Origin of the sequence: Bradyrhizobium genomosp. I (2014), from assembly GCF_000261685.1 — a bacterium.
In the GTDB taxonomy this organism is placed as follows: Bacteria; Pseudomonadota; Alphaproteobacteria; order Rhizobiales; family Xanthobacteraceae; genus Bradyrhizobium.
On record NZ_AJQE01000141.1, the window covers coordinates 38,895 to 58,765 of the forward strand.

Sequence of the window (19,871 nt, forward strand, 5' to 3'; positions counted from 1 at the left end):
CGAGCCTACTCCTCCGCGAGCTTGCGCTCGATATAGGCATCCACCGTCTCGGCGAACGAGCGCTGCACGCCGACCGCGACATCGTGCTGGTCGAGTGCGTCGCGCTGGAGCACGCGCAGGCCGCGGCCACGGGCGCTGAGCGGCGACGTGTTCAAAAACTGATCGATGGCGCCCTTGGCAAGGGGAATGGCCTTGGGATCGCCCCTGGCGATCAGGAGCCGCAACAGGCTCTGGCATTCGGCCAATCCGGGCATGGCCTCTCTCACCTTTGCTGCGATTTCGGCTTCGGCCGCTTGACCGGCTGGGCGTGGGTGCCGAACAGCGCCAGCAAGAACGCGACTTCTTCCTTCGAACCGATCTGGATCATGATTGTCTCTCCTGTTCGCTCCATTGGTCGAAGGCCCGAGCCGAGCAGTTCGAGACAATCGGGTTTCAGCACTGTTTCAGGGTTTCAGGCGTGTTTCGTCAGGTCATCCGCATCGCCCCGCCTGCTTCCATCGCGGCCTTGCCTGGCCGACCGGTCGCAGCCCGAGAATACAGCGGCTCGCCTCTTCAGAATCAAAGCCCGCGACGGATTGCTCCGCGCGGGCTTTCATCGATCGATCGCCTGCGCCGAGCCCGTGACGGAAGGCGACGGAGCCCGTGGCACGCTCCACAGCGCCTTCCTGTCTCAGTGCCTGTGACCGGTCAGGTGGACGCCGCTGCCGAGAACGATCACATCCCGGAGCGGCCCAAGGCAAAGAACAGGTCTCGTTCTCTTAGTGCGAGGTGCAGACCTTGACGGTCTTTATGCCGGCCTCGGCTTCCGCCCTGGTCTTGTACACGGTATCACCACTCACCACCGTCGTTTCCGTGGTGGTGGGCTTCGACTCCGTGATGGTGCACTTCTTGGTCTTGACGTCCTGCACCACGTAGAACGATTGCGCGAACGCGGGAGCCGCAACTGACGTCAGCACGGCAGCGGCAACAATTGCTTTGATATTCATCGTGTCCTCCTCCAGGAGCCTGGTCATCCAGGCCTTCTACAAACATCACAGATTGCCACTTGTTCCCGGTCATGCAGCCGAACCAACTCCTACGGGCTGCGTTGGTGGGCAACGCAAACAGGAGGCTTCGATGATGGACGTGCGGCTTGCGACGACTTCTCTGGCGATGCTGGTTGCACTGGCGGCCGTCGCACAGGCCGAGCCAGTCAAGGATCAAGCTGCGCCCGCCGTTCAAAGCTCCGCCGAAGCTCGCCCCATTCGCGTGATACTTCCAGCGCCTTGGGAGCCCACCAGGAGTCAGGGCGAAGCTGTGCAGCCTTCGAAGTAGCAGACGCCGGGACGAATGCCCTGCGGCCGAAGAGCGACGTTCGCAGCTCGCCCAACGCTGCCGCGACAAAAGAGGCGCAGCAAACTCGTTCAAAACGAAAGCAACCAATTCGAATCTGACTTGTTGTCGCCGGCACATTCACTTGCTGGAGGACAAAGCATGTCACGTCTAACTCTGCTGGCCGCAACGTTGTTGCTGCTGGGCTCGGTGCCTGCAGGCGCCCAATCGCAGCCGGCGCAAAGCGGGCCGGGAAACAACGCAGTCAACAGCTCCGACCAGAACAACTCCAACGCACCGGTCGCGGGCCGCAACAGCTTCACCGAGGGCCAGGCGAAATCGCGGATCGAGGACGCGGGCTATTCCAACGTCTCCGGCCTGCAGAAGGACAACGAGGGCGTCTGGCGCGGCAAGGCCGACAAGGCCGGCACCAAGACCGACGTCAGCGTCGACTTCCAGGGCAACGTCAATCCCGCCAAGTAAGGAGATCCAGACATGACGACCACCATCTCTCGCCTGTACGACAACTATGCCGACGCCGAGCGTGCAGTGACGCGGCTGGAGAGCGCCGGCGTGCCGCACTCCGACATCAGCATCGTCGCCAACAATTCGGACGATTGGTACGGCACCTCGCGCGGCAAGGCCGGCGGCAAGGTCGACCGTGACCGCGACGGCGTGGACGACCGCGCCGAAGGTGCCGGAACGGGCGCCGGCATCGGCGCCGGGCTTGGCGGCGCGGCAGGCCTGCTCGCCGGACTCGGCCTGCTGGCCATCCCCGGTCTCGGCCCGGTGGTCGCGGCAGGATGGCTCGCCTCGACCGCCGTCGGCGCCGCAGCCGGCGCGGCCACCGGCGGGATCGTCGGCGCCCTGACGGAGGCAGGCGTCTCCAGGGAAGACGCCTCGCGTTATGCCGAGGGTGTCCGCCGCGGCGGCACGCTGGTGTCGGCGAAGGTGCCCGACCAGGACCGCGCACGCCTCGATGCGCTTCTGCACGAGAACTCCGTGAACCTCGGGGAGCGCAGCGTCGCCTGGCAGAAATCCGGCTGGAGCGACTTCGACGCCGCAAGCCCGCCGCTGTCTCCGGAGGATATCGGCCGCGAGCGCGAGCTGTATGGCGTCGGCACGCGGCGATAGGTCGCCAGGCGCCGCGACGACAAGGGCACTCCACGACAAGTTTGCCCCACGACAAGAGGCCCCGCGATGCGGGGCCTTTTTGATGTCGAACGCCGGTCACGATCGCGACGCCGGCACTCACCTATGGTGTCATCCTGCCAGTGTTTTTCCGGATGGATCAAACTTTATCTCAAATGCAGCAAAGCGGATTCGGCGAAACGAAATCTCTTCGCACCATGCTGGGACATGTCGCCTGGACGGGGCAAGCCGGGAGATCGTCAATGTACTACGTCGCCGCTGCGTTGCTGGTGCTGTCGGGACTGTTCTATTCCGCGAGCCGTCATGAGCTCGGCCAATTCGGAGCAGACGTGTGCAGCTATGGCGGCACGTTCTGCGACAATCCGGTGGTCCTCTTCACCGGCGCCGCGCTGGCCGCCGCCTGGGGCATGTTCGTCAGCGTGAAGTAGGTCGCGCGCGCAACACCTTCGTCCCGGCATCCACGATCCGCCTGGGGACGCGAAGCTCGCGGACGACGCCGAGATCGGGAATTGCGGGATGATGGCAATCTACACCTGTTTTGCCCGACGGATCAAGCAGGATTAGCATTATCAGAAACGAGTTGCCGGCCTGGCGGCGGGAACTTATGTTTCCTCGTTTGCATTGCCAAGAAGCCGCCTGCACCTTGACCGAGATCCCCTTCATGAGCGACCGAGCCCTCACCCCGTCGAAATCCGCGCCGACGCTGTTGCAGAGATTGGGACCGGGCCTCGTCACCGGAGCTGCCGACGACGATCCCTCGGGCATCGCCACCTATTCGCAGGCCGGCGCGCAATTCGGCTATGGCCTGCTGTGGACCGTGTTTCTGACCACGCCGTTCATGATCGCGATCCAGCTCGTCAGCGCGCAGATCGGCCGCGTCACCGGCAAGGGGCTCGCCGCCAACGTCATGCAGGTCGCGCCGCGCTGGGCGGTTCTGACGCTGATCGCCATGCTCGTTGCCGCAAACACGTTCAACATCGCCGCCGACATCGCCGCGATGGCTCAGGCGCTCTCGCTCGTCATCGGCGGGCTCAACCACGAACACGCGCTGATCTTCGCGGCCGGCTCGACCCTGCTCCAGGTGTTCCTGCCCTACCGTCGCTATTCGCCGGTGCTGAAATTCCTCACGCTGGCGCTGTTCGCCTATGTCGCGACCGCCTTCACCGTCAATATCCCGTGGAGCACGGCGCTGCTCGCTGCGGTGTGGCCGAAGGCGAACGTCAGCGCCCAGTATTTCATGATGGTCGTCGCCGTGCTAGGCACCACCATCAGCCCTTATCTGTTCTTCTGGCAGGCCTCGCAGGAGGTCGAGGAAATGAACCAGGGCAAGCATGACAAGCCGCTTCGCGAGCTCAAGCGCGGCGGCAATCCGGAGCTCGCGCGCATCAGGGCTGACACCATCTCCGGCATGCTGCTGTCCAACGGCATCGCCTTCTTCATCATCCTCACCACGGCCTCAGTCCTTCATGCCAACGGCGTCACCAACATCAATTCGGCAACGGAAGCGGCCGAAGCGCTGCGGCCGCTCGCTGGGGATTTCACCTTCGCCCTGTTTGCGATCGGCATCATCGGCACGGGCCTGCTCGCCATCCCGGTGCTGGCGGGCTCGGCCGCTTACGGCGTTGCGGAGATCTTCGGCTGGCGTGCCACGCTGGAGGCGAAGCCCGACGAAGCGGTCGGCTTCTACACCATCATCGCGGCGGCGACCCTCATCGGCTTCGGCCTCGGCTTCACCGGGATCGACTCGATCCACATGCTGGTGTGGAGCGCGGTGCTCAACGGCATCGTCGCCGTCCCCATCATGGCAACGATGATGCTGATCGTATCGAGCCGCGCGATCATGGGCCGCTTCAGGGCCCGCTCCTGGCTGATCGCGCTGGGTTGGCTCGGCACCGCGCTGATGGCGCTGGCCGTCCTCGCTCTGCTCGGCTCGTCGGTAATTGGCTGACGAGAGCCGCGCACCATCTCCGCGCGCTCATCCGCCGAAGACGAGCGGGGGTCTTCTTAATTGCCACCGCAGCAGCTGACGAGGCTATGGCGTCACGGGATTGACGATCGGGGACGTCTTGGGCCCCGGCCGCGCCGGCTCGATCGGGGACTTCGGTTTGGTCGGGAGCACCTCGGCGCCGGCGGCCCGTGCCGCTTCTCCCGTGGTCGCATACATCGCAACATGGGCCGGCTGGGACTTGGCACGGCTCCAGGGCCCGTGGTCGACGATCAGCATCGCCGCAATCGTCACACCCGCGACGATCAGCGCGATCACGCCGGGATGGCGGAGGGCAGTGGTGATGGAGTTCGCGAAACGACCATTTGTCATCGAAGGATCCGCTATTGTCCCTATCGCAGGTTAATTCAATTGCGCCCCAGCCGGTTCCCCGCTTCGACTAAGCAAGTTCCAGGCCAACCCGGATTACGTGCTGTTGCGGCCGAATTCTGCGCCGGGAACACGCCTACGACCGCTGCGCCTTCAGCGGACGAATGCCGTCTGCCTAATCACTCACCCGGAGCGATTGCGTTGCTCGGCGTCGGCCGGTCTGCGATCTGCTGGCCGAATAGGCTGCCGATCAGCTCGACTGCAGTACGCGCCGTCCGACCACGTTCGTCCAGGAAGGGATTCAGCTCGACGATGTCGACCGACCCCACCACGCCTGAATCGTGCAGCAGCTCCATGATCAGGTGCGCCTCGCGATAGGTAGCACCACCCGGCACCGTGGTGCCGACACCGGGTGCCAAGCAGGGGTCGAGGAAATCGACGTCGAAGCTGACATGCAGCACCCCATTGCTCGCCTTGACCCGATCGATCACACGCCGGATCAAGACGGCGACGCCGAACTCGTCGATCTGGCGCATGTCGACGATCCTGATCCGACGCAAGCGCATCAACTCCTTTTCGAGCTTGTCGATCGAACGCGCGCCAAACAGATCCAGCCTGTCCGGGTCGATCGAAGCGCGCGGATCGTCGCCGAGCAGGCCGTCGAGGCCGGGCTCGCCGCACAAGAAGGCGGCTGACATGCCGTGCATGTTCGCGGTGATCGTCGTCTCCGGCGTGTTGTAGTCGGCGTGGGCATCGAGCCAGAGCACGAAGAGTTCGCGTCCACGTTCCTGCCAATGACGCGCCATCGCATTGACCGACCCCATCGACAGCGTGTGATCACCGCCCAGGAAGATCGGCAGCGCACCGGTTTTCGCCATCTCATAGCCTTTGCGGCTCAGGACGCGTGTCCAGCGCTGGATCTCGCGATAGTGATTGGCTCTTTCCGGCGGCCTGTCGGTGAGGTCCTGGACTTCGCTTGCCGACAGATCGCCATAGTCGACGACCTCGAAATCCAAGCTCTCGAGCAGTGTCGTTAGGCCGGCAGTGCGCAGCGCCGCGGGACCCATCAAGGTACCGCGCTGCGAAGCTCCCATGTCGATGGGTGCGCCGAGCAAGGCGATGCGCCGGGCTCGATCCGTCATGGTCCGATCGGTCACGACTGCCTCCTGACGTCAACAAGGTTGTGCCAGCCTAACAGAGATTCGCATCCGTCGTTTGCCGGGGGCTCGTCTTAGCCGGAACAAAATCCCGCGCGCCGAATTGCCCATCCAAGGCCGGCACCCGCCGTTAACTACGGCGCCTGTCGCGGATAGCCAAAGGTCATCGGACCCGCTGTTCAAAACGAGCGCTCGCGCGGATAGCCAAAGGTGCCGGTCTTCATCATCAGGCCTGGAGGTCACGCGCTTGAGCACGGAGGTACCGCAATCCACGTCCCAACCCGGCGTCGCCGAACGCGCCATCGATGCGGCGACCGACGTGTCCCGAACGATCGGTGAAGTCGCCGGAGGCCTGCAGGCAGCCGTCGACCGTCTGACCTCAGCAGTCGAGGAATCTCGGAAACCTGGCGGGACTCTCGCGACCATCGCAGCGATCACGCGCGAAGCGCCGCTTGCCAGCCTGTTCGTCGCTTTTCTCTTTGGCGTGGCGGTCGCTCGCCGGCGGTAGCGGGGAAGCCCCCCTCTTCAGGCCGCGCCGACCGCGTTGAACTCAGCCGCCAGGAACTGCTTTTCGAATGCCTCGGCCGGCATCGGACGGCCGAAGAAATATCCCTGCCCTTCCTCGCATCCCATGCTGAGCAGGAAGTCGGCAGTTGAGCGGTTCTCGATACCTTCGGCCACGACCGTGAAACCGAGCTGCTTGCTGAGGCCGATCGTCGAGCCGACGATTGCAGCATCGTCGGAATCCGCGAGAAGACCAAATACGAACGACCGGTCGATCTTGAGGCCGTCGAGCGGAAACTTCTTGAGATAGCTCAGGTTCGCATAACCGGTGCCGAAATCATCGAACAGGATTCGGACGCCGAGATCCTGAATTCGCTTGAACATGGCGAGCACATGGCGTTCGTCATGGAGGAGGATGTCTTCCGTGACTTCGATTTCGAGAAGCGATGGCTTTAGCCCTGTCGCTTCGAGCGATGCCGCAACCGAATGCGCGAGGTCGCCGGATTGAAGCTGCGAGGGTGAGAGGTTGATCGCGACGCGCACGTTGTTGCCGGACGATTCCCAGGCCCGCGCCGACGGCAGGCGGTCTCCATCACCCAGTTCGCGATCCGCTCCGATAGGGCCGAGGTGTTAACCACCGGCATGAACTCTCCGGGCGAGACGTAGCCGCGCACCGGATGTCGCCAGCGGATGAGTGCTTCGGTCCCGATCAGGCTGCCGTCGATCAGACGAACCTGCGGCTGGTAGAATAGTTCGCCGCGGTCCGCGGCGAGCGCGAACTCGCTTTCCAGCATAAGTCGGTTCTCGAGTTCCTGCCTGATCGCACTTTCGAAGATTACATGGCAACCGCGCCGCGTCGCCTTTGCGCGGCTCAGCGCGAGATGGCCGTTGCTCAGGAGACCGTCAGCCTTTTGCCCGCCTTCCGGATAGACGGCAACGCCGACGCTGATCCTGACGCGGTGTTGCCGCGTGTTTCGAATGGGCGGCCGATAATCTCGGCCGGCATGTAGCCGAAGATGGCGCTCGCGCCGGGATTCCAAACCGTAATCCGGTGATCCTCGTCGGTGCAGACGAGCCCGTCGCCGAGCGACATCGCAATGCGATGAAAGCGGCTCTCGGCGATGCGTCCGAGCAGACTACGGAAATCGGCTTCGTCCAGCGCAATTGCCGTCAGATATGCGATGATAGCGATGTGGAACAGCGATGTATCGATGACGAGGGGCCATCTTGCCTGTACGAGGGCCGCGACCAGTTCGATGCCCGCTCCGGCCGCGACGAGGATAGCGACGCGAGTTCCTGGCGCGAAGCGGCGTCACGAATACATCATCAGCAGGCATTGGCGTCCTGCCCCGCCCGCACGGCGGTCATCGAAGGCATCAAGGCATCGCCGAGCTTCTCGCCGAACGGATCTCCAGGCCGATCTCGGTGTGGCTGTCCCCCTGAGCTATCGGGCGCCGGACAACGAGCGCCGCCGCGCACGCTTCCATTTCACACTGTCGAGCACGCTCCGGACCTGCTCCGAACATGACAAGGCCGGCTGTCTCTAGGCTAGCCGCCCGCTCCTTCGGGCGATCGACCCGACTCGCGGCCCTTTTGCGGCCTTGCTCACAGGATTGCCTAAATTTAATCCCGTAACCTGCTCACGATCGCTCGACCAAGAGTTCCCAATGACCATGTTCAGGTAAAGGTGATTTGAGACAGAACCATGAAGAAGGTGTTTGCAATCCTGGCGTTTCTCTGCGTCCTCGGCGTCGGGCAGTATTTCGTCGTCAGCCATTTCGCAATTCGCCATGAGACCTTGAACCTCTTCGACGCTTCGCGCCAGCGACCGATCTCGGTCGAGGTCGCCGTGCGGCGCGACTATGAGACGAAGGCCAATCTCGGCCTCTGGAAGCTCCCGCTCGCCATCATCAGCAACGGCAACACTGTCAAGGCTACCGAATATTCCTTCCTCGCCAACGTGTTGGCCGCGCGAGGCTATCTGGTTGCCAGCATCCAGCAGGACTTGCCGAGCGATCCGCCGCTGATGACCCATGTCGGTCAGCAATATGTCGGCCGGCGTGAAGTCTACATCCGCTGCGAAGCAAACATTCTCTTCGTGCTGGGCGAACTGAAGCGGCGGCAGGAGAACGTCGAATACGACCACATCACCCTCGTCGGCCACTCCAACGGCGGCGATGTCTCCATGTATGTCGCCCACCAGCACCCGGAGTTGGTCTCGAAGGTGATCACGCTCGACAATCTGCGGGTGCCTTTCGTGCTCAGCGACCGCTTGAAGATCCTGTCGTTCCGCTCGAAGGACCCGCATTTCGTGACAGATCCCGGCGTGCTGCCGACGCCGGAAGAGGCCAAGGCGCGCGGTATTGATATCATCCACACCGGCGCGCAGCACACGGAGATGAGCGATCGCGGTCCCAACTCGGTCAAGGAGAAGATCCAGGAGACGCTCGACCGCTTCCTGCGTGACAGCGCCAGTAGCGCGCTCGCGCCGGCAGATACGAAGAGCCCGATGATCATGAACCCAGGAGACTATTAGCCGGCAGCGCTTTGCGGCAGATCAAAGGCGGCTCCGAAGCGGCAGGATATGAAGAGCGATATGGCGTCGGAGAGACACGTGTCGCACTATACCGAGAGTCTTGCTACGAAAAGCCTTGATACCAAAAGTCTTGGCCTGCCCGCGGCAGGAATGCCGGGATTCGTCCGGCATTTCTATCGCTCGACCCGCAGGTTGTTACGGTCGATCATCGCCCGCATTGATCTCTCGCAGTTTCCAGGATCATGCTGCGGATGAGCGCGACGGCCGCAAGCGAATGCAGAAAGATTATCCTTATGCCCCGGGATGTGAGACGGATTTGCCTGCTGCTTGGCGCAATCTCCAGCCTCGGCACGTCGTCCGCTCTCGCCGCTGACGCCGATCACGGCGCCGACCTCGCCAGGCGCTGGTGCGCGAGCTGCCATGTCGTGGCGAACGGACAGACCCAGGCGAGCGCCGACGTCCCCTCCTTTGCATCCGTGGCGCGCAGGCCGGACTTCAGTCCGGAAAGACTCGCCTTCTTCCTGCTCGATCCGCATCCGAAGATGCCGAATTTTCCCTTGAGCAGGACGGAAGCCAGCGATATCGCGGCCTATATCGCATCGCTGCGTTAGCCGCCGCCGGACGATCACGACCTGCTGCAAATGCAAATCCCTGCCGGGGAACCGGCAGGGATCAGCAGAAAAGACAACGGACGGCGAATGGATTCATTCGGTGGCCCGTCATGGACCTGCTCGGTCATCGAAGCGCGGATCTCCACGCCACACAAGATCAATTTGTGGGCACGCTGTAGATGCGCCGAAATCAGGACTTGCCCTTGCCTGGTTGCATGAGACTGCCGGTCATCTGGCGCATGTGGTCTCCGGCGCTGGTGAACTGACTGCGCAAGAAATCGGACTGGATTCGCATCGCTTCCTGGAGGTCGGTGGCATGCACCAGCTTGCGCGCATGCTCAAAGGCCGACTTCATGTTCTGCTCGGTGAAAGCCAACGCCTGCTTGGACACATCCGTCCCCGCGCCCGGAACGGACGACATCGATTTGGTGGCGGCTTCGAAAAACATCCCGAATGCCTTTTCCGCCTGGTCAATCGTCTTCTCGGCCAAGTCGCGCAGTTCGGCCGGAACTTCGAGCTTCGGTTCGATCATGGTCGCACTCCTCCCTTTTTCCCAACTGAATACCACCTTGCCGGACCGCCTTCCAGCGGCCAGCCTCGGGGAACGACGCCGGCCTGCCGGCTGTGGCAGAAAAGCAAGGAGACGGCACTGGGCCGGCGCGCGGCCGGATTTCAGGACAAGGGATGCTCGGGGAGAACTTCTTCGGCGGCGAGATCTTCGACCAGCTTGATTACTTCGAAACGCTGTCGAGGCGCGAGCTTCAGGAACGCACGGAGCAAACGCAGACTTTCGACAGTGCTGCTTGCAGGAACACCGAGCTTGAGATGCAGCTCAGCCGCGAAATTGAGGTTTTTCATCTCGCACCTATGACAAGCATCGGCCTTCGTGATCCAGTCGAGAAGCGGGCACCACAACAGAAGCTATCGCGACGAACTGTCGGCCAGTGGTGGAACCGCCAGGGCGGCATGCCGAACTGCATCCCAGTAACGGCGCCCCAATCGCACGGTTGTAACTATGGCAAGGAACAACCCTTCCGGCAAGCCCAACCGTGGGTGTAGCGATGCTTGGCCTGCATCGCACCATGGCGATTCCGGATAACAGGAATATCGACCGCCGTCACCCACCTGCGTCAAGAAGCGGCATCAATCGCGCACACTGCCCTGATCGCTATCAATCCACGCAGCGTTTCGCTTGTTTCCGATGTGAATGCACATTGGCACTCACGAATTGGCGATCCTTCAGCATGTACACGTAATTGTTGAGTCCGATCTCGCCGGTTGTATCACCAGCATGAAAGCCGATCTTGCTGCCAGCCCCGATCCTGGCGGGCTGTTCGCAGCAGGATCATCGGTCTGATTCTGCCGTGAACCGTTGTCCGCGAGCGAGCGACCAAGCCGTTGCGGCACGGCCACGCAGATACGGGCGCCATGGCTGAAAGCTCCTCGATCCGGGCGCGCGCCAGCACCAAAAGGACGACGGCATGCTTTCTCGCTGCGATCTCATCAAAGGCGCCGCGGTCGCGCTTCTCACGCTCTCGATACAAGGCGCATGGGCGCAGGACACCAAGATGAACCTGTTCAAGATCGTCACCATCAAGGACGAAATCGTCGTCGGATTGTCGGCAGAGGAGCTTCAGGCGCTCGGCGGCAATGATGCGAGCGCCGTTGCACACGCGCTGGCACAGAAGGGCGATCTCACTGTCTGGCAATACAATGTGCATCGTGGCCCCAACGGCGAACTACAGCAGGCGCCGACCGCCAAGATCGGTCTTCTGGCGAACGCCTCCCTTCGCGTCGAGCCCTACGCCACACCCTACCAGATTGTCCCTCATCCGTAGGCAACAGGCCGGCACGCCGGCGGCCAGAACCGCCGGCGTGCCGCAATCATCCGCGTCGGTCCGCACGCTGTGTCCCGGCCTCCGTTGCAAAGCCATAGACCAGTGCCAGCCGATCCAGGCATTCGCGAAAACGCCGTGCAAAATAATCGTTCCAGCGCTGCGTACGGACGGCACGACGCTGCCCGATCTGATCCATGGTCAGACCCAGCACCAGCACGTCGTGCACCAGCGCGGCGCCGTCTGTGCCTAGTTCGCGCTCGACCCTGTTCAGCCGCAGCACCGCCTGTCGTTGGCTCTCGGTGACCGGCTCGCGCGTGCCGGTACCATCGACATATTCGCGGGTCGTATCCACCGCCTGTGGGCCCCGCTCAGCCCGCTCCCAATCGTTCTGGAAGGCGCGCCCGCCGCGGTATTGCGCCTCGTCGATCTGGTGGTGCGCGTGCAGCCGGCCGAGCGGATCGCTGCGGATCGACCGGATAGCCAGAATCTTCTCGCCCGAATCGAGCGCGAGCGGATTGTCGACCTCCACCTCCGCCACCTCGGCATTGAACGGTACCTCCCTCGACCGTCGGTCGTAGACCTTCGCCAATCTGTAGGACTTGTTGCGTCGGGCACGTGCCACTCGGATACTCCTTGCAAGTCTGACAATTGAACGGACGGCTGCACCTTCAAGCGGCGCTGACCAGCCTCAGCGCGACGGGGCCGACGACACGGGCGGACGCCGCTCCAGAGCGACGCGTCAGGCGAGCGTGCGGCGCGCAATAGCTGGACCCCGGCTGACGCGGGTGACCGCAGAAGGCAATCTCCTCCCCGTCCTTGTCGCCGCCATAGGGATAGCGGCAGTCGGCCGGCTCGAGTTCGACGAGTTGGATCAAGCGCGGCTGGACGCCGACACAGCGCAACTTCACCCGCGCCGCAGGCTTCATTGCGGACTTCGGCGGCAGATTCAGGTTCGGCAAGGCCGCCCTCCGCGGCGAAAGCACGCTGGCCTCGCCCGGCAAGCACGGCACGATCGACGGGCTCGTCGTCCACTCCGGCACGACGAGTCCAAGCCGCTTGGCGCGGCCGACCACCGCATTGCGCGTGTAAGCCGTTCCGAATCTTGCGTTAATCTGTCTGCCGATCTCCGCGTAAGACATGCCTTTGAGAAAATAGTCGCGAAGCGCGTCGGAGTGCTCCGACGGCCAATGGCCCGGTTCCATGATGCTGCCCTGTGATGCGCCCCTCCGATCACGCGACCGGGAAGCGGGATAGACATTCCGTTATTCCGAAGCTGGTGTCAAGCCCATAATTCTGATATTCATAATTGCATCAATTCCGAATTTCGGATTACAAGAGGCAAGACGGTGCGCAATCGAGGGAATCACCATGTTGGACGTTGCAATGATCGAGCGGGGCCTGGAAAAGACGGGCAAGAGCAAGGGCGGCCTGGCGGCGGCCATGGGCGTGCGGCCCGGCGCGGTCTCGGAGATCCTCGGCGGCGAGCGTCTGGTGAAGGCTTCGGAGATCATTCCGATCATGGAATATCTTGAGCTCAATCTCGCGCCGATCATGGGCCGCGTCGGCGCCGGTGCCGTGATCGAGCCGGACTACGAGCAGGTTCCGCCGGAGGGACTGGGCGACATCACGCTGCCCTTCCCGATCATGGAAGAGACCGTCGCCTTCGAGATCGTGGGTGATTCGATGCTGCCTAAATACGAAAGCGGCGACGTGATCGTGGTCTACAAGGACCAGCGCCACCCACTATCGAGCTTCTACGGCGAAGAGGCTGTGGTCCGGCTCAAGACCGGCGAGCGCTATCTGAAGACCATCGAGCGGGGAAAATCACCCTCCGTCGTCAATCTCACGAGCTTCAATGCCAAGCCGATCGTCGGCGTCAAGCTCGACTGGGTCGGGGAGATCTGCCTGTCGATGCCCAAGGGGCAGCTCGAGCGGCTGCGTGCGAAATCGGCGCGTCCCCGCAAGAAAGGCAAGTAAGAGATCGGCGAGCAATTTCCGATTTTTAGAAATATCGATTGACAACATTCCGTTTTTCGGAAATATTCTGCCGCACTCCCGACACGAGGCGCGGCAGGATCGTTTTATGCAATACTTCGTCGTGATGATCGACTATGGGCGGCGGGGCCGCGAGGCGGTCGTCGATCCCGAAATCACGAGGTGCGAGGTCATCTCCCGCATCGCTTCGGGCGAGTACCGGAACATCTCGTTCATCCACGAAATCGTGGAGAGTGCGGTCGAGGACGTGACTGAGGCCATCCTGACCGAGGCCGCCCTGCCCCAGATCCCGCCGGAAGACGTCGACCTCCAGGCGATCGGCCTTGATCGCATCCGCGATCTGCGCAAGCACGAACGGACGTGACGCAGGCCAGGTAGCTTGCGTCACCGTCCAGCCGAGCATTAGACCAGGAGAACCGTTGATCCCGTGGTCTTGCGCGCCGCAAGATCGGCATGCGCCTTGGCGGCGTCCTTCAGCGGATAGGTCTGGTGCACCTCGATCTTGACCGCGCCGGACTTTACGACGTCGAACAGTTCGTTTGCCATCGCGACCAGATTTTCGCGTTTGGCGGCATAGGTGAACAGCGTCGGACGGGTAACGTAGAGCGAGCCCTTCTGGGCCAGCAGGCCGAGATTGAGCGGCTCAACCGCGCCCGAAGACTGGCCGAACAGCGCGGCGACGCCGAGCGGCGCGAGGCAATCTAGCGATTTGAGGAACGTGTCCTTGCCGACGGAGTCGTAAACCACCGGCACCTTCTTGCCGCCGGTGATTTCGTCGACCCGCTTCACGAAATCTTCCCGTGTGTAGATGATCACATGGTCACAGCCATGCGCCTTGGCGAGCTTGGCCTTCTCGTCGTTGCTGACCGTGCCGATCACGGTTGCGCCGAGGTGTTTGGCCCACTGGCTCAGGATCAGACCGACACCGCCGGCCGCGGCGTGGAGCAGGATGGTGTCGCCGGCCTTCACCCGATAGGTCTGACGGATCAGATATTGCGTGGTCAGACCCTTGAGCATCATCGCCGCCGCGGTCTTGTCGTCGACGCCATCGGGCAACTTCAGCAGACGGTCCGCGGGGATCAGCCGCGCCTCGGAATAGGCCCCGAGCGGCGAGGCGCCATAGGCGACGCGATCGCCCGGCTTCAGATCGGTGACACCGGGCCCGACCTCCTCGACGACACCGGCCGCCTCGCTGCCGAGCCCGCTCGGCAGTTGCGCCGGATAGAGGCCCGAACGGTTATAGATGTCGACGAAGTTGAGGCCGACAGCAGTGTGGCGGATGCGCGCTTCGCCCGGTCCGGGCTTGCCGACACCGACCTCCTCCCAGACCAGAACTTCCGGGCCACCGGTCTTGTGAAAGCGAATAGCATGGGTCATGGGCGTTGCTCCCTGATCGTTGATGTGAAGTCCGAGTACCTGATCGGCCTGTGAAATAGGCATTTGGACGGCCCAGTACAGTACAGAGCCGTAGCAAGAATGTCACAGCGAACGACAAACACCCGCCGTTCCGCCTCTGTTCGAAAGAGTTGATGAGGGCTCCGGGGTAACCGGCAGTAGCCTTCGGGCGGGGTTTGGTGGTCGCCTGCGAAGGAGAGCCGAGATGCCAGCTTACGTTCAGCATCATCAGGACATCGAAATCGCGCCTGTGATTTGTCCCACCTGCTTGGGGTTCCTGCCAATGTATGTGCGCGAGGTCGAACCACATTGGAGCCTCGCCAAGATCGACTTCGTCTATGAATGCGCCGATTGCGGCGCCGAGGTCAGACAGACGATCCGCAAGCCGGAGCTGCTGCAGCACTGACCGCGCGAACGGTAGGCCTCCCAACTATTTGCGCTCAGCGGAAAAAAGGCCGTTCACGCGGATCTGATGTCTCCCAAACGAGGCTTGTTCTTTGCCTGGAACGCAGGCAGAACAAGCCTCAATCAGGATCTTTGGGAGCGCCCATTCGTGGCTGATCAGAAGGCCTCGACGTCGATCGAGGCAGTGGAGAACGGCCTCGCCGCGCAAGGTTATATTGCGAGCCGGCAGATCGCGACCGCCGTCTATTTGTCGCAGCAGATTGAGAAGCCGATCCTGGTCGAGGGCCCCGCGGGCGTCGGCAAGACCGAGCTCGCCAAGGCGATCGCGGCCTGGCGCGGCATGAAGATGATCCGCCTGCAATGCTACGAGGGCCTCGACGAGGCCAAGGCGCTCTATGAGTGGAAATACGCCAAGCAGCTTCTCTATACGCAGATCCTGAAGGACAAGCTCGGCGAGGTTCTCGGCGGCGCGCAGACATTGCATGCCGCGCTCGACCAGCTCCACGATTTCGGCGACGTGTTCTTCTCCAAGGAGTTCGTCGAGCCCCGTCCCCTGCTCCAGGCGCTGGAGCAGCCGGGCGGCTGCGTGCTGCTGATCGACGAGATCGACAAATCGGATGCGGAGTTCGAATCGCTGCTGCTGGAAATCCTGTCCGACTTCCAGGTCACGATCCCCGAGCTTGGAACCGTCTCGGCCATCACGCCGCCGACCGTGATCCTCACCTCCAACAGCGAGCGCGACCTCGGCGACGCCCTGAAGCGGCGCTGCCTGCATCTGCATATCGGCTTCCCCGAGCAGCGACTCGAGGAGCGCATCGTCGAAAGCCGCGTCCCCGGCATCTCGCAGACACTGCGTCGGCAGATGGTCGGCTTCATCCACGAGATCCGCTCGCTGGATCTGAAGAAGCTGCCGTCGGTCAGCGAGACCATCGACTGGGCGCGCGTGCTGGTGCTGCTCCAGGCTTCCGAGCTCGACACCGAGATCGTCAAGGACACGCTCAATGTTCTCCTGAAATACGAAGCCGACATCGAGGCAGCAACGCCGCAAGTAACGACCTTCATTGCCAAGGCGGCGCGGTCCAACGTCTTCGGTTGACGCCGATGCGCGAGAATCTCCATCGTTTCTTTCGAGCGGCGCGCGGCGTCGGCGTACACGTCTCGCCGGCCGAAAGCATCGATGCGATGCGAGCAGTCGCACAGGTCGGCATCTCCGACCGCGCCGTCCTGCGCGACGCGCTGCTCCTGACGCTTGCCAAGTCGAAGGACGAGAAGCTCGCGCTCGGCGACTGCTTTGATCTCTTCTTCAGTCAGCCGGAACCGCGGCAGGACCAGCCCGAGACCGACAACGACGACACTCCGCAGGACGCAGATCAGCCGCCCTCCTCCAGCGATGGCGGCGAAAGTCAGTCTCCCGAAGGTTTAGGTGCGCTCGCGCAGATGCTGCTGTCGCAGGACCGCAATGCGATCGCAGCCGCCATCGCCAGCGCCTCCGGGGCGGCCTCCCTGTCCGACATCCGCTACTCCACTCAGCGCGGCATCTTCTCCAGCCGCATCCTCGACGCCATGGGCCTCCAGCGGCTGCGCGACGACCTCGACGAGCTGACCGCGACCAACCCGGCACTGGCCGAGCGTCTGCGCGCCGCGCTCGACGCTTTACGCGAAGCCGTTCGCGATACGGTCTCGCAGGGGCTTGCACTCTATGCGCGGGAGGAGGCCGAGAATCTCCGCAACGAGATTCTGCGCAACGCGCCGCTTGCCCGCATCGAGCGGCGCCAGGTCGCCGAGATGCGCTCCCTCATCCGCCAGATCGCGCGCCGGCTGCGCGAGCGCTACTCGAAGCCGCGCAAGCGCCAGCGCCGCGGCCATCTCGACGTCCGTCGCACGCTCCGCCGCAATGCGGCCTGGGGCGGCGTGCCCTTCCTAACGGCATGGAAGCGCAAGCATCGCGACCGACCGAAGATCGTGGCGCTGTGCGACGTCTCGGGTTCCGTCGCGCAAGTGTCCGATTTCTTTCTGCTGCTGATCCACTCCCTGCACGAGGTGGTCGACGATGTCCGCTCCTTCGCCTTCTCCTCGCACCTGATCGAGGTCAGCGAGATCCTGGAATCGAACTCGCCGGAGGAGGCGATGTCCGAGATCATGTCCAAGGTCGGTTTCGGCTCGTCGGACTACGGCTCTTCGCTGGTCGATTTCGAGAAGGAGTTCATGAGTACGCTGACGCCGCAGACCACGGTGATCGTGCTCGGCGATGCCCGCAGCAACAATCTCGATCCGCGCGCCGACATTTTGCGCCGGATCTCCGACCGCTCCAAGCGACTTGTCTGGCTCAATCCCGAGGGGCGGCTCGCCTGGGGCTTCGGCGATTCCGAGATGCCGCGCTACGCGACCTTTTGCAGCGTCGTGCGCCAATGCGCCACCGCGCAGCAGCTCGAGCGCGCCGTTTCCGATATCGTGGCGACTTATCAGTAAGCAATATTAGCCACCTGCGTCAGGCGGCGTGCAGCTCGGACTGCGCGAGATTGCACTCTCGAAAGTGATACGCGATTTCGTCGAGCGCCCGCTGCTCCCATTCCTGGGCCTGCGCGAGCCAGAACACCCGACGTTCCGAATCGAGCGCTGCGCGCTCACGGCACAAAAATTCCTGATTACGAATTTCAACCAATCTCATCATGCACTCACACCCCTGTCGTGTGAAGCCAGTCCCCGTGAAACAGGCTTAGCAGAGTCCCGAACAACTCGTCTCACCATTTCTGTGCATATCGCGACGCAAAATAGGACAGCGACGCTTCTCGTGCACCGCGGCAGTCGCACTGCAGCATCAAGCGCAGATCATCAATTAGTGATCGGAGATCGGGACGATATTCGAGCGCGAACGATCTTAACTCTTGTGGCGCAACGAAGTGCGGCAATTTGTGAAGAGACGTTCTAAACATCTCACCGAATTCCGGACTCATTGTCGTCGCATGGTCTTCATGCAGCGCCGGTAACAGGGCGCGCGGATGTTATGATCGCCTGAGGCAACATGACCGACGATTTCGACTTGGATCTTTCACCGGATCAATGGGCAGCCCTGCGCACACTTCGCAACCCGCTGTCGAACGGCCGTCTCAAGGCCCATCTCGTCGAGAGCCTCGTCACACTCGGCCTTGCCGTCATTGACGATGGTGTGCCGGCCATCACAACGACCGGACGAAAGGTGCTCGTGCGCGGATCGTGCCGGCTGCTGGATCTCGTGGCGTGAGTGGTACGTTACCGAGTGGATCCGTCCATCCACCGGAGGAGCGGCGTTCCATATGCCCTCCTCCAGACGGACAGGAAGCGAGGAAACCAGGAGTGGGCCACGGCGCCCTTATAGGCCCAGGTGCGATACGTCAGCCCCTGTTCTGAGATCAGCTCCTGATAGCCGCCGTGAACCTCGGTCGCCGCCCGAATATCCTTCAATATTCCTTGGGCGCAGGCCTGATAGGCATCGCTGCCAGTGAATTCATCATAGTCCAGCATGCGATCCGCGAACTCGACGTTGAACGTCGGCCAGCAGGAACGTCCCTGGTAGGCGGGAGCCGCAATCCTGTGAATCATCTTGTTCCGCGGATTATCCGCAGACACCAGGAAGTGGAAGGTGCCGGGGATGCGAAACCGCGGCTCCCCAATGATCAGATCCGTCGTGGCCGCGAACAGCGCCCGCTCGCTCGCATCGCTCATATTCCAGAATCCGCGATGCACGCCGACGAAATCCAGCGCGATCGATGATGCAGGCGAGCTCGCCGGACCTTCCAGGGAATGCCTGATATGGCCGTCCTTGCCGAACAGGCGGAGCAGGTCCTTCTTGTACTGCACGAGGTCACGCCCGAGCAGCCGCTTCAGCTCGTTCTCGCCGACGATCCCGAGCCTCACGCCCCACACGAAGGTCGTGTAGACGGAAGCATTGGTCACGAAGCGCCTGCGTTCGGCACGGGTGTCTGTTGCGGCGGAGCGAGGTGCGTGGACATCGCAAAGCAAATACCTGGTACCGTCATCATTGAACGGCTCGAGCTCGCCTGCGAGCTGGAGGATCGCCCGCTTCAGGTCACCGCCATATTCGGCCAGCAGCAGGCGGCCTGCATGCGCGCATTGTGACATCGCCAGATGGGACGACGTCCTCTCCTCGGCAGAGATCATCTGCTGGAGACCGGCGAGAATCCCGAGCAGCGTATCCGAGGGCCGCGAGAAATAATTCACTCCGAGATACCGGCCGCGTCCCGCGGGCACGATGGTCGTGGTGACGACGTCGGCGCGGACCGCCTCCAGCAGCAGGCGCATGCTCCTCTCGAGCAGGCGCACCCGCCGCACCGCGTCCTGAGCATCCATGATGGTTTCGGGGGCGAGAACGTCGGGATAGAACCACGCGAAGTCCCGGGGGTAATAGGCGGATGCGTGCGGCGCGCCTGTGACGAGGAAAGCCTCAGTCACCGAGAACGCGCTGTCCATCGAATGCCGATAGAGGTCCTCGATAGCCGACGACGGATGATGCGACTTTCTCAGGAGCCGATCACCGAGAAAATTGACCGCCTGAAGGGCGTTGGCGACAAAGGTCGCAGCCCTGCCCTGGTAGAACCGGTTTCCACGATGTGATGGCAGGGGAATGTCGCTGTTCATATGCACCTGGTGTCTCGC

25 protein-coding genes and 1 pseudogene are annotated in these 19,871 nt (G+C 62.7%); 14 read left to right on the forward strand and 12 right to left on the reverse strand.

What is annotated here, in order from left to right; all coding sequences use genetic code 11:
* Positions 1–5: 5 nt before the first annotated feature.
* Both IC50_RS13565 and IC50_RS13570 read right to left on the reverse strand, forming a co-directional pair.
* Entirely contained in the window at positions 6–254 is a 249-nt protein-coding gene (locus tag IC50_RS13565; protein ID WP_035705062.1) for a hypothetical protein, read from the reverse strand.
* Positions 255–758: 504 nt separating this feature from the next.
* Positions 759–986 (reverse strand): hypothetical protein, encoded by a 228-nt coding sequence (locus tag IC50_RS13570; protein ID WP_035705142.1) that lies wholly within the window; start codon positions 984–986, stop codon positions 759–761.
* 487 nt (positions 987–1,473) lie between these two features.
* Here IC50_RS13570 and IC50_RS13575 point away from each other — a divergent pair, with 487 nt between their 5' ends.
* The 4 genes from IC50_RS13575 to IC50_RS13590 all read left to right on the forward strand — a co-directional run bounded on the left by IC50_RS13575 (position 1,474) and on the right by IC50_RS13590 (position 4,411).
* A complete protein-coding gene (locus IC50_RS13575) occupies positions 1,474–1,794 on the forward strand; it encodes a hypothetical protein (RefSeq protein ID WP_035705065.1) in 321 nt (106 codons plus the stop codon).
* A gap of 12 nt (positions 1,795–1,806) precedes the next feature.
* Entirely contained in the window at positions 1,807–2,445 is a 639-nt protein-coding gene (locus tag IC50_RS13580; protein ID WP_035705066.1) for a hypothetical protein, read from the forward strand.
* 260 nt (positions 2,446–2,705) lie between these two features.
* Entirely contained in the window at positions 2,706–2,891 is a 186-nt protein-coding gene (locus tag IC50_RS13585; RefSeq protein WP_035676373.1) for a hypothetical protein, read from the forward strand.
* Between the two features lie 233 nt (positions 2,892–3,124).
* The gene (locus tag IC50_RS13590) at positions 3,125–4,411 is read left to right on the forward strand and encodes an NRAMP family divalent metal transporter (RefSeq protein WP_035705144.1); all 1,287 of its coding nucleotides are present in this window, start codon (positions 3,125–3,127) and stop codon (positions 4,409–4,411) included.
* A gap of 84 nt (positions 4,412–4,495) precedes the next feature.
* Here the strand turns inward: IC50_RS13590 and IC50_RS13595 are convergent, their stop codons facing one another.
* On the reverse strand, positions 4,496–4,780 hold the full coding sequence (locus tag IC50_RS13595; RefSeq protein ID WP_035705068.1) for a hypothetical protein: 285 nt from the start codon (positions 4,778–4,780) through the stop codon (positions 4,496–4,498).
* 176 nt (positions 4,781–4,956) lie between these two features.
* On the reverse strand, positions 4,957–5,934 hold the full coding sequence (gene rocF, locus IC50_RS13600) for an arginase (RefSeq protein WP_035705069.1): 978 nt from the start codon (positions 5,932–5,934) through the stop codon (positions 4,957–4,959).
* A gap of 247 nt (positions 5,935–6,181) precedes the next feature.
* Between rocF and IC50_RS13605 the strand changes: the two genes are divergently transcribed.
* Positions 6,182–6,442 carry a hypothetical protein gene (locus IC50_RS13605; RefSeq protein ID WP_035705072.1) on the forward strand — a complete coding sequence of 87 codons (261 nt, stop codon included), beginning with the start codon at positions 6,182–6,184 and terminating at the stop codon, positions 6,440–6,442.
* A gap of 17 nt (positions 6,443–6,459) precedes the next feature.
* On the opposite strand, the pseudogene IC50_RS39085 reads toward IC50_RS13605, so the two are convergent.
* Positions 6,460–7,774: pseudogene (locus IC50_RS39085) on the reverse strand (EAL domain-containing protein); the annotation flags it as partial.
* Positions 7,775–8,143: 369 nt separating this feature from the next.
* Here IC50_RS39085 and IC50_RS13615 point away from each other — a divergent pair.
* Together IC50_RS13615 and IC50_RS13620 are read left to right on the forward strand one after the other, a co-directional pair.
* Complete coding sequence (locus tag IC50_RS13615) at positions 8,144–8,974, forward strand: alpha/beta fold hydrolase (protein ID WP_035705078.1); 831 nt, start codon at positions 8,144–8,146, stop codon at positions 8,972–8,974.
* Between the two features lie 293 nt (positions 8,975–9,267).
* The gene (locus IC50_RS13620; protein ID WP_035705147.1) at positions 9,268–9,585 is read left to right on the forward strand and encodes a c-type cytochrome; all 318 of its coding nucleotides are present in this window, start codon (positions 9,268–9,270) and stop codon (positions 9,583–9,585) included.
* Positions 9,586–9,775: 190 nt separating this feature from the next.
* Here IC50_RS13620 and IC50_RS13625 read toward each other — a convergent pair whose 3' ends face one another.
* Positions 9,776–10,117, reverse strand: coding sequence for a phasin (locus IC50_RS13625; protein ID WP_035705080.1), 342 nt, complete (start codon positions 10,115–10,117; stop codon positions 9,776–9,778).
* 140 nt (positions 10,118–10,257) lie between these two features.
* The gene (locus tag IC50_RS43085; protein WP_081492433.1) at positions 10,258–10,443 is read right to left on the reverse strand and encodes a hypothetical protein; all 186 of its coding nucleotides are present in this window, start codon (positions 10,441–10,443) and stop codon (positions 10,258–10,260) included.
* 623 nt (positions 10,444–11,066) lie between these two features.
* On the opposite strand from IC50_RS43085, the gene IC50_RS13635 reads away from it, so the two are divergent.
* Complete coding sequence (locus tag IC50_RS13635; RefSeq protein WP_035705086.1) at positions 11,067–11,423, forward strand: hypothetical protein; 357 nt, start codon at positions 11,067–11,069, stop codon at positions 11,421–11,423.
* Positions 11,424–11,469: 46 nt separating this feature from the next.
* On the opposite strand, the gene IC50_RS13640 is transcribed toward IC50_RS13635, so the two are convergent.
* Complete coding sequence (locus IC50_RS13640) at positions 11,470–12,045, reverse strand: hypothetical protein (RefSeq protein ID WP_035705089.1); 576 nt, start codon at positions 12,043–12,045, stop codon at positions 11,470–11,472.
* Positions 12,046–12,091: 46 nt separating this feature from the next.
* A complete protein-coding gene (locus tag IC50_RS13645) occupies positions 12,092–12,625 on the reverse strand; it encodes a GcrA family cell cycle regulator (RefSeq protein ID WP_035705091.1) in 534 nt (177 codons plus the stop codon).
* A gap of 166 nt (positions 12,626–12,791) precedes the next feature.
* On the opposite strand from IC50_RS13645, the gene IC50_RS13650 reads away from it, so the two are divergent.
* Entirely contained in the window at positions 12,792–13,400 is a 609-nt protein-coding gene (locus tag IC50_RS13650; RefSeq protein WP_035705094.1) for a S24 family peptidase, read from the forward strand.
* Between the two features lie 106 nt (positions 13,401–13,506).
* Complete coding sequence (locus IC50_RS13655) at positions 13,507–13,782, forward strand: hypothetical protein (protein WP_035705096.1); 276 nt, start codon at positions 13,507–13,509, stop codon at positions 13,780–13,782.
* Positions 13,783–13,820: 38 nt separating this feature from the next.
* Here IC50_RS13655 and IC50_RS13660 read toward each other — a convergent pair whose 3' ends face one another.
* Positions 13,821–14,795 carry a quinone oxidoreductase family protein gene (locus IC50_RS13660; protein ID WP_035705097.1) on the reverse strand — a complete coding sequence of 325 codons (975 nt, stop codon included), beginning with the start codon at positions 14,793–14,795 and terminating at the stop codon, positions 13,821–13,823.
* A gap of 223 nt (positions 14,796–15,018) precedes the next feature.
* On the opposite strand from IC50_RS13660, the gene IC50_RS13665 reads away from it, so the two are divergent.
* From IC50_RS13665 to IC50_RS13675, 3 genes are all read left to right on the forward strand, one after another.
* On the forward strand, positions 15,019–15,219 hold the full coding sequence (locus IC50_RS13665; RefSeq protein ID WP_035705099.1) for a hypothetical protein: 201 nt from the start codon (positions 15,019–15,021) through the stop codon (positions 15,217–15,219).
* A gap of 147 nt (positions 15,220–15,366) precedes the next feature.
* The gene (locus IC50_RS13670; RefSeq protein WP_035705151.1) at positions 15,367–16,314 is read left to right on the forward strand and encodes an AAA family ATPase; all 948 of its coding nucleotides are present in this window, start codon (positions 15,367–15,369) and stop codon (positions 16,312–16,314) included.
* Positions 16,315–16,319: 5 nt separating this feature from the next.
* Complete coding sequence (locus IC50_RS13675; protein WP_035705154.1) at positions 16,320–17,687, forward strand: vWA domain-containing protein; 1,368 nt, start codon at positions 16,320–16,322, stop codon at positions 17,685–17,687.
* A gap of 19 nt (positions 17,688–17,706) precedes the next feature.
* On the opposite strand, the gene IC50_RS13680 is transcribed toward IC50_RS13675, so the two are convergent.
* The gene (locus IC50_RS13680) at positions 17,707–17,889 is read right to left on the reverse strand and encodes a hypothetical protein (protein ID WP_035705100.1); all 183 of its coding nucleotides are present in this window, start codon (positions 17,887–17,889) and stop codon (positions 17,707–17,709) included.
* A gap of 351 nt (positions 17,890–18,240) precedes the next feature.
* Here IC50_RS13680 and IC50_RS13685 point away from each other — a divergent pair, with 351 nt between their 5' ends.
* On the forward strand, positions 18,241–18,459 hold the full coding sequence (locus IC50_RS13685) for a hypothetical protein (RefSeq protein ID WP_035705102.1): 219 nt from the start codon (positions 18,241–18,243) through the stop codon (positions 18,457–18,459).
* 8 nt (positions 18,460–18,467) lie between these two features.
* On the opposite strand, the gene IC50_RS13690 is transcribed toward IC50_RS13685, so the two are convergent.
* A complete protein-coding gene (locus IC50_RS13690) occupies positions 18,468–19,853 on the reverse strand; it encodes a hypothetical protein (protein WP_035705105.1) in 1,386 nt (461 codons plus the stop codon).
* Between the last annotated feature and the right edge of the window lie 18 nt (positions 19,854–19,871).

Coding starts and splice junctions, on each gene's coding strand:
- IC50_RS13650 (WP_035705094.1), top strand. CDS start 12,792: ATGTTGGACGTTGCAATGATCGAGCGGGGCCTGGAAAAGACGGGCAAG.
- IC50_RS13690 (WP_035705105.1), bottom strand. CDS start 19,853: ATGAACAGCGACATTCCCCTGCCATCACATCGTGGAAACCGGTTCTAC.
- IC50_RS13585 (WP_035676373.1), top strand. CDS start 2,706: ATGTACTACGTCGCCGCTGCGTTGCTGGTGCTGTCGGGACTGTTCTAT.
- IC50_RS13635 (WP_035705086.1), top strand. CDS start 11,067: ATGCTTTCTCGCTGCGATCTCATCAAAGGCGCCGCGGTCGCGCTTCTC.
- IC50_RS13595 (WP_035705068.1), bottom strand. CDS start 4,780: ATGACAAATGGTCGTTTCGCGAACTCCATCACCACTGCCCTCCGCCAT.
- IC50_RS13680 (WP_035705100.1), bottom strand. CDS start 17,889: ATGATGAGATTGGTTGAAATTCGTAATCAGGAATTTTTGTGCCGTGAG.
- IC50_RS13565 (WP_035705062.1), bottom strand. CDS start 254: ATGCCCGGATTGGCCGAATGCCAGAGCCTGTTGCGGCTCCTGATCGCC.
- IC50_RS13665 (WP_035705099.1), top strand. CDS start 15,019: ATGCCAGCTTACGTTCAGCATCATCAGGACATCGAAATCGCGCCTGTG.
- IC50_RS13615 (WP_035705078.1), top strand. CDS start 8,144: ATGAAGAAGGTGTTTGCAATCCTGGCGTTTCTCTGCGTCCTCGGCGTC.
- IC50_RS13685 (WP_035705102.1), top strand. CDS start 18,241: ATGACCGACGATTTCGACTTGGATCTTTCACCGGATCAATGGGCAGCC.
- IC50_RS13675 (WP_035705154.1), top strand. CDS start 16,320: ATGCGCGAGAATCTCCATCGTTTCTTTCGAGCGGCGCGCGGCGTCGGC.
- IC50_RS13570 (WP_035705142.1), bottom strand. CDS start 986: ATGAATATCAAAGCAATTGTTGCCGCTGCCGTGCTGACGTCAGTTGCG.
- IC50_RS13590 (WP_035705144.1), top strand. CDS start 3,125: ATGAGCGACCGAGCCCTCACCCCGTCGAAATCCGCGCCGACGCTGTTG.
- IC50_RS13625 (WP_035705080.1), bottom strand. CDS start 10,117: ATGATCGAACCGAAGCTCGAAGTTCCGGCCGAACTGCGCGACTTGGCC.
- IC50_RS13580 (WP_035705066.1), top strand. CDS start 1,807: ATGACGACCACCATCTCTCGCCTGTACGACAACTATGCCGACGCCGAG.
- IC50_RS13575 (WP_035705065.1), top strand. CDS start 1,474: ATGTCACGTCTAACTCTGCTGGCCGCAACGTTGTTGCTGCTGGGCTCG.
- IC50_RS43085 (WP_081492433.1), bottom strand. CDS start 10,443: ATGAAAAACCTCAATTTCGCGGCTGAGCTGCATCTCAAGCTCGGTGTT.
- IC50_RS13620 (WP_035705147.1), top strand. CDS start 9,268: ATGCCCCGGGATGTGAGACGGATTTGCCTGCTGCTTGGCGCAATCTCC.
- IC50_RS13645 (WP_035705091.1), bottom strand. CDS start 12,625: ATGGAACCGGGCCATTGGCCGTCGGAGCACTCCGACGCGCTTCGCGAC.
- IC50_RS13655 (WP_035705096.1), top strand. CDS start 13,507: ATGCAATACTTCGTCGTGATGATCGACTATGGGCGGCGGGGCCGCGAG.
- IC50_RS13660 (WP_035705097.1), bottom strand. CDS start 14,795: ATGACCCATGCTATTCGCTTTCACAAGACCGGTGGCCCGGAAGTTCTG.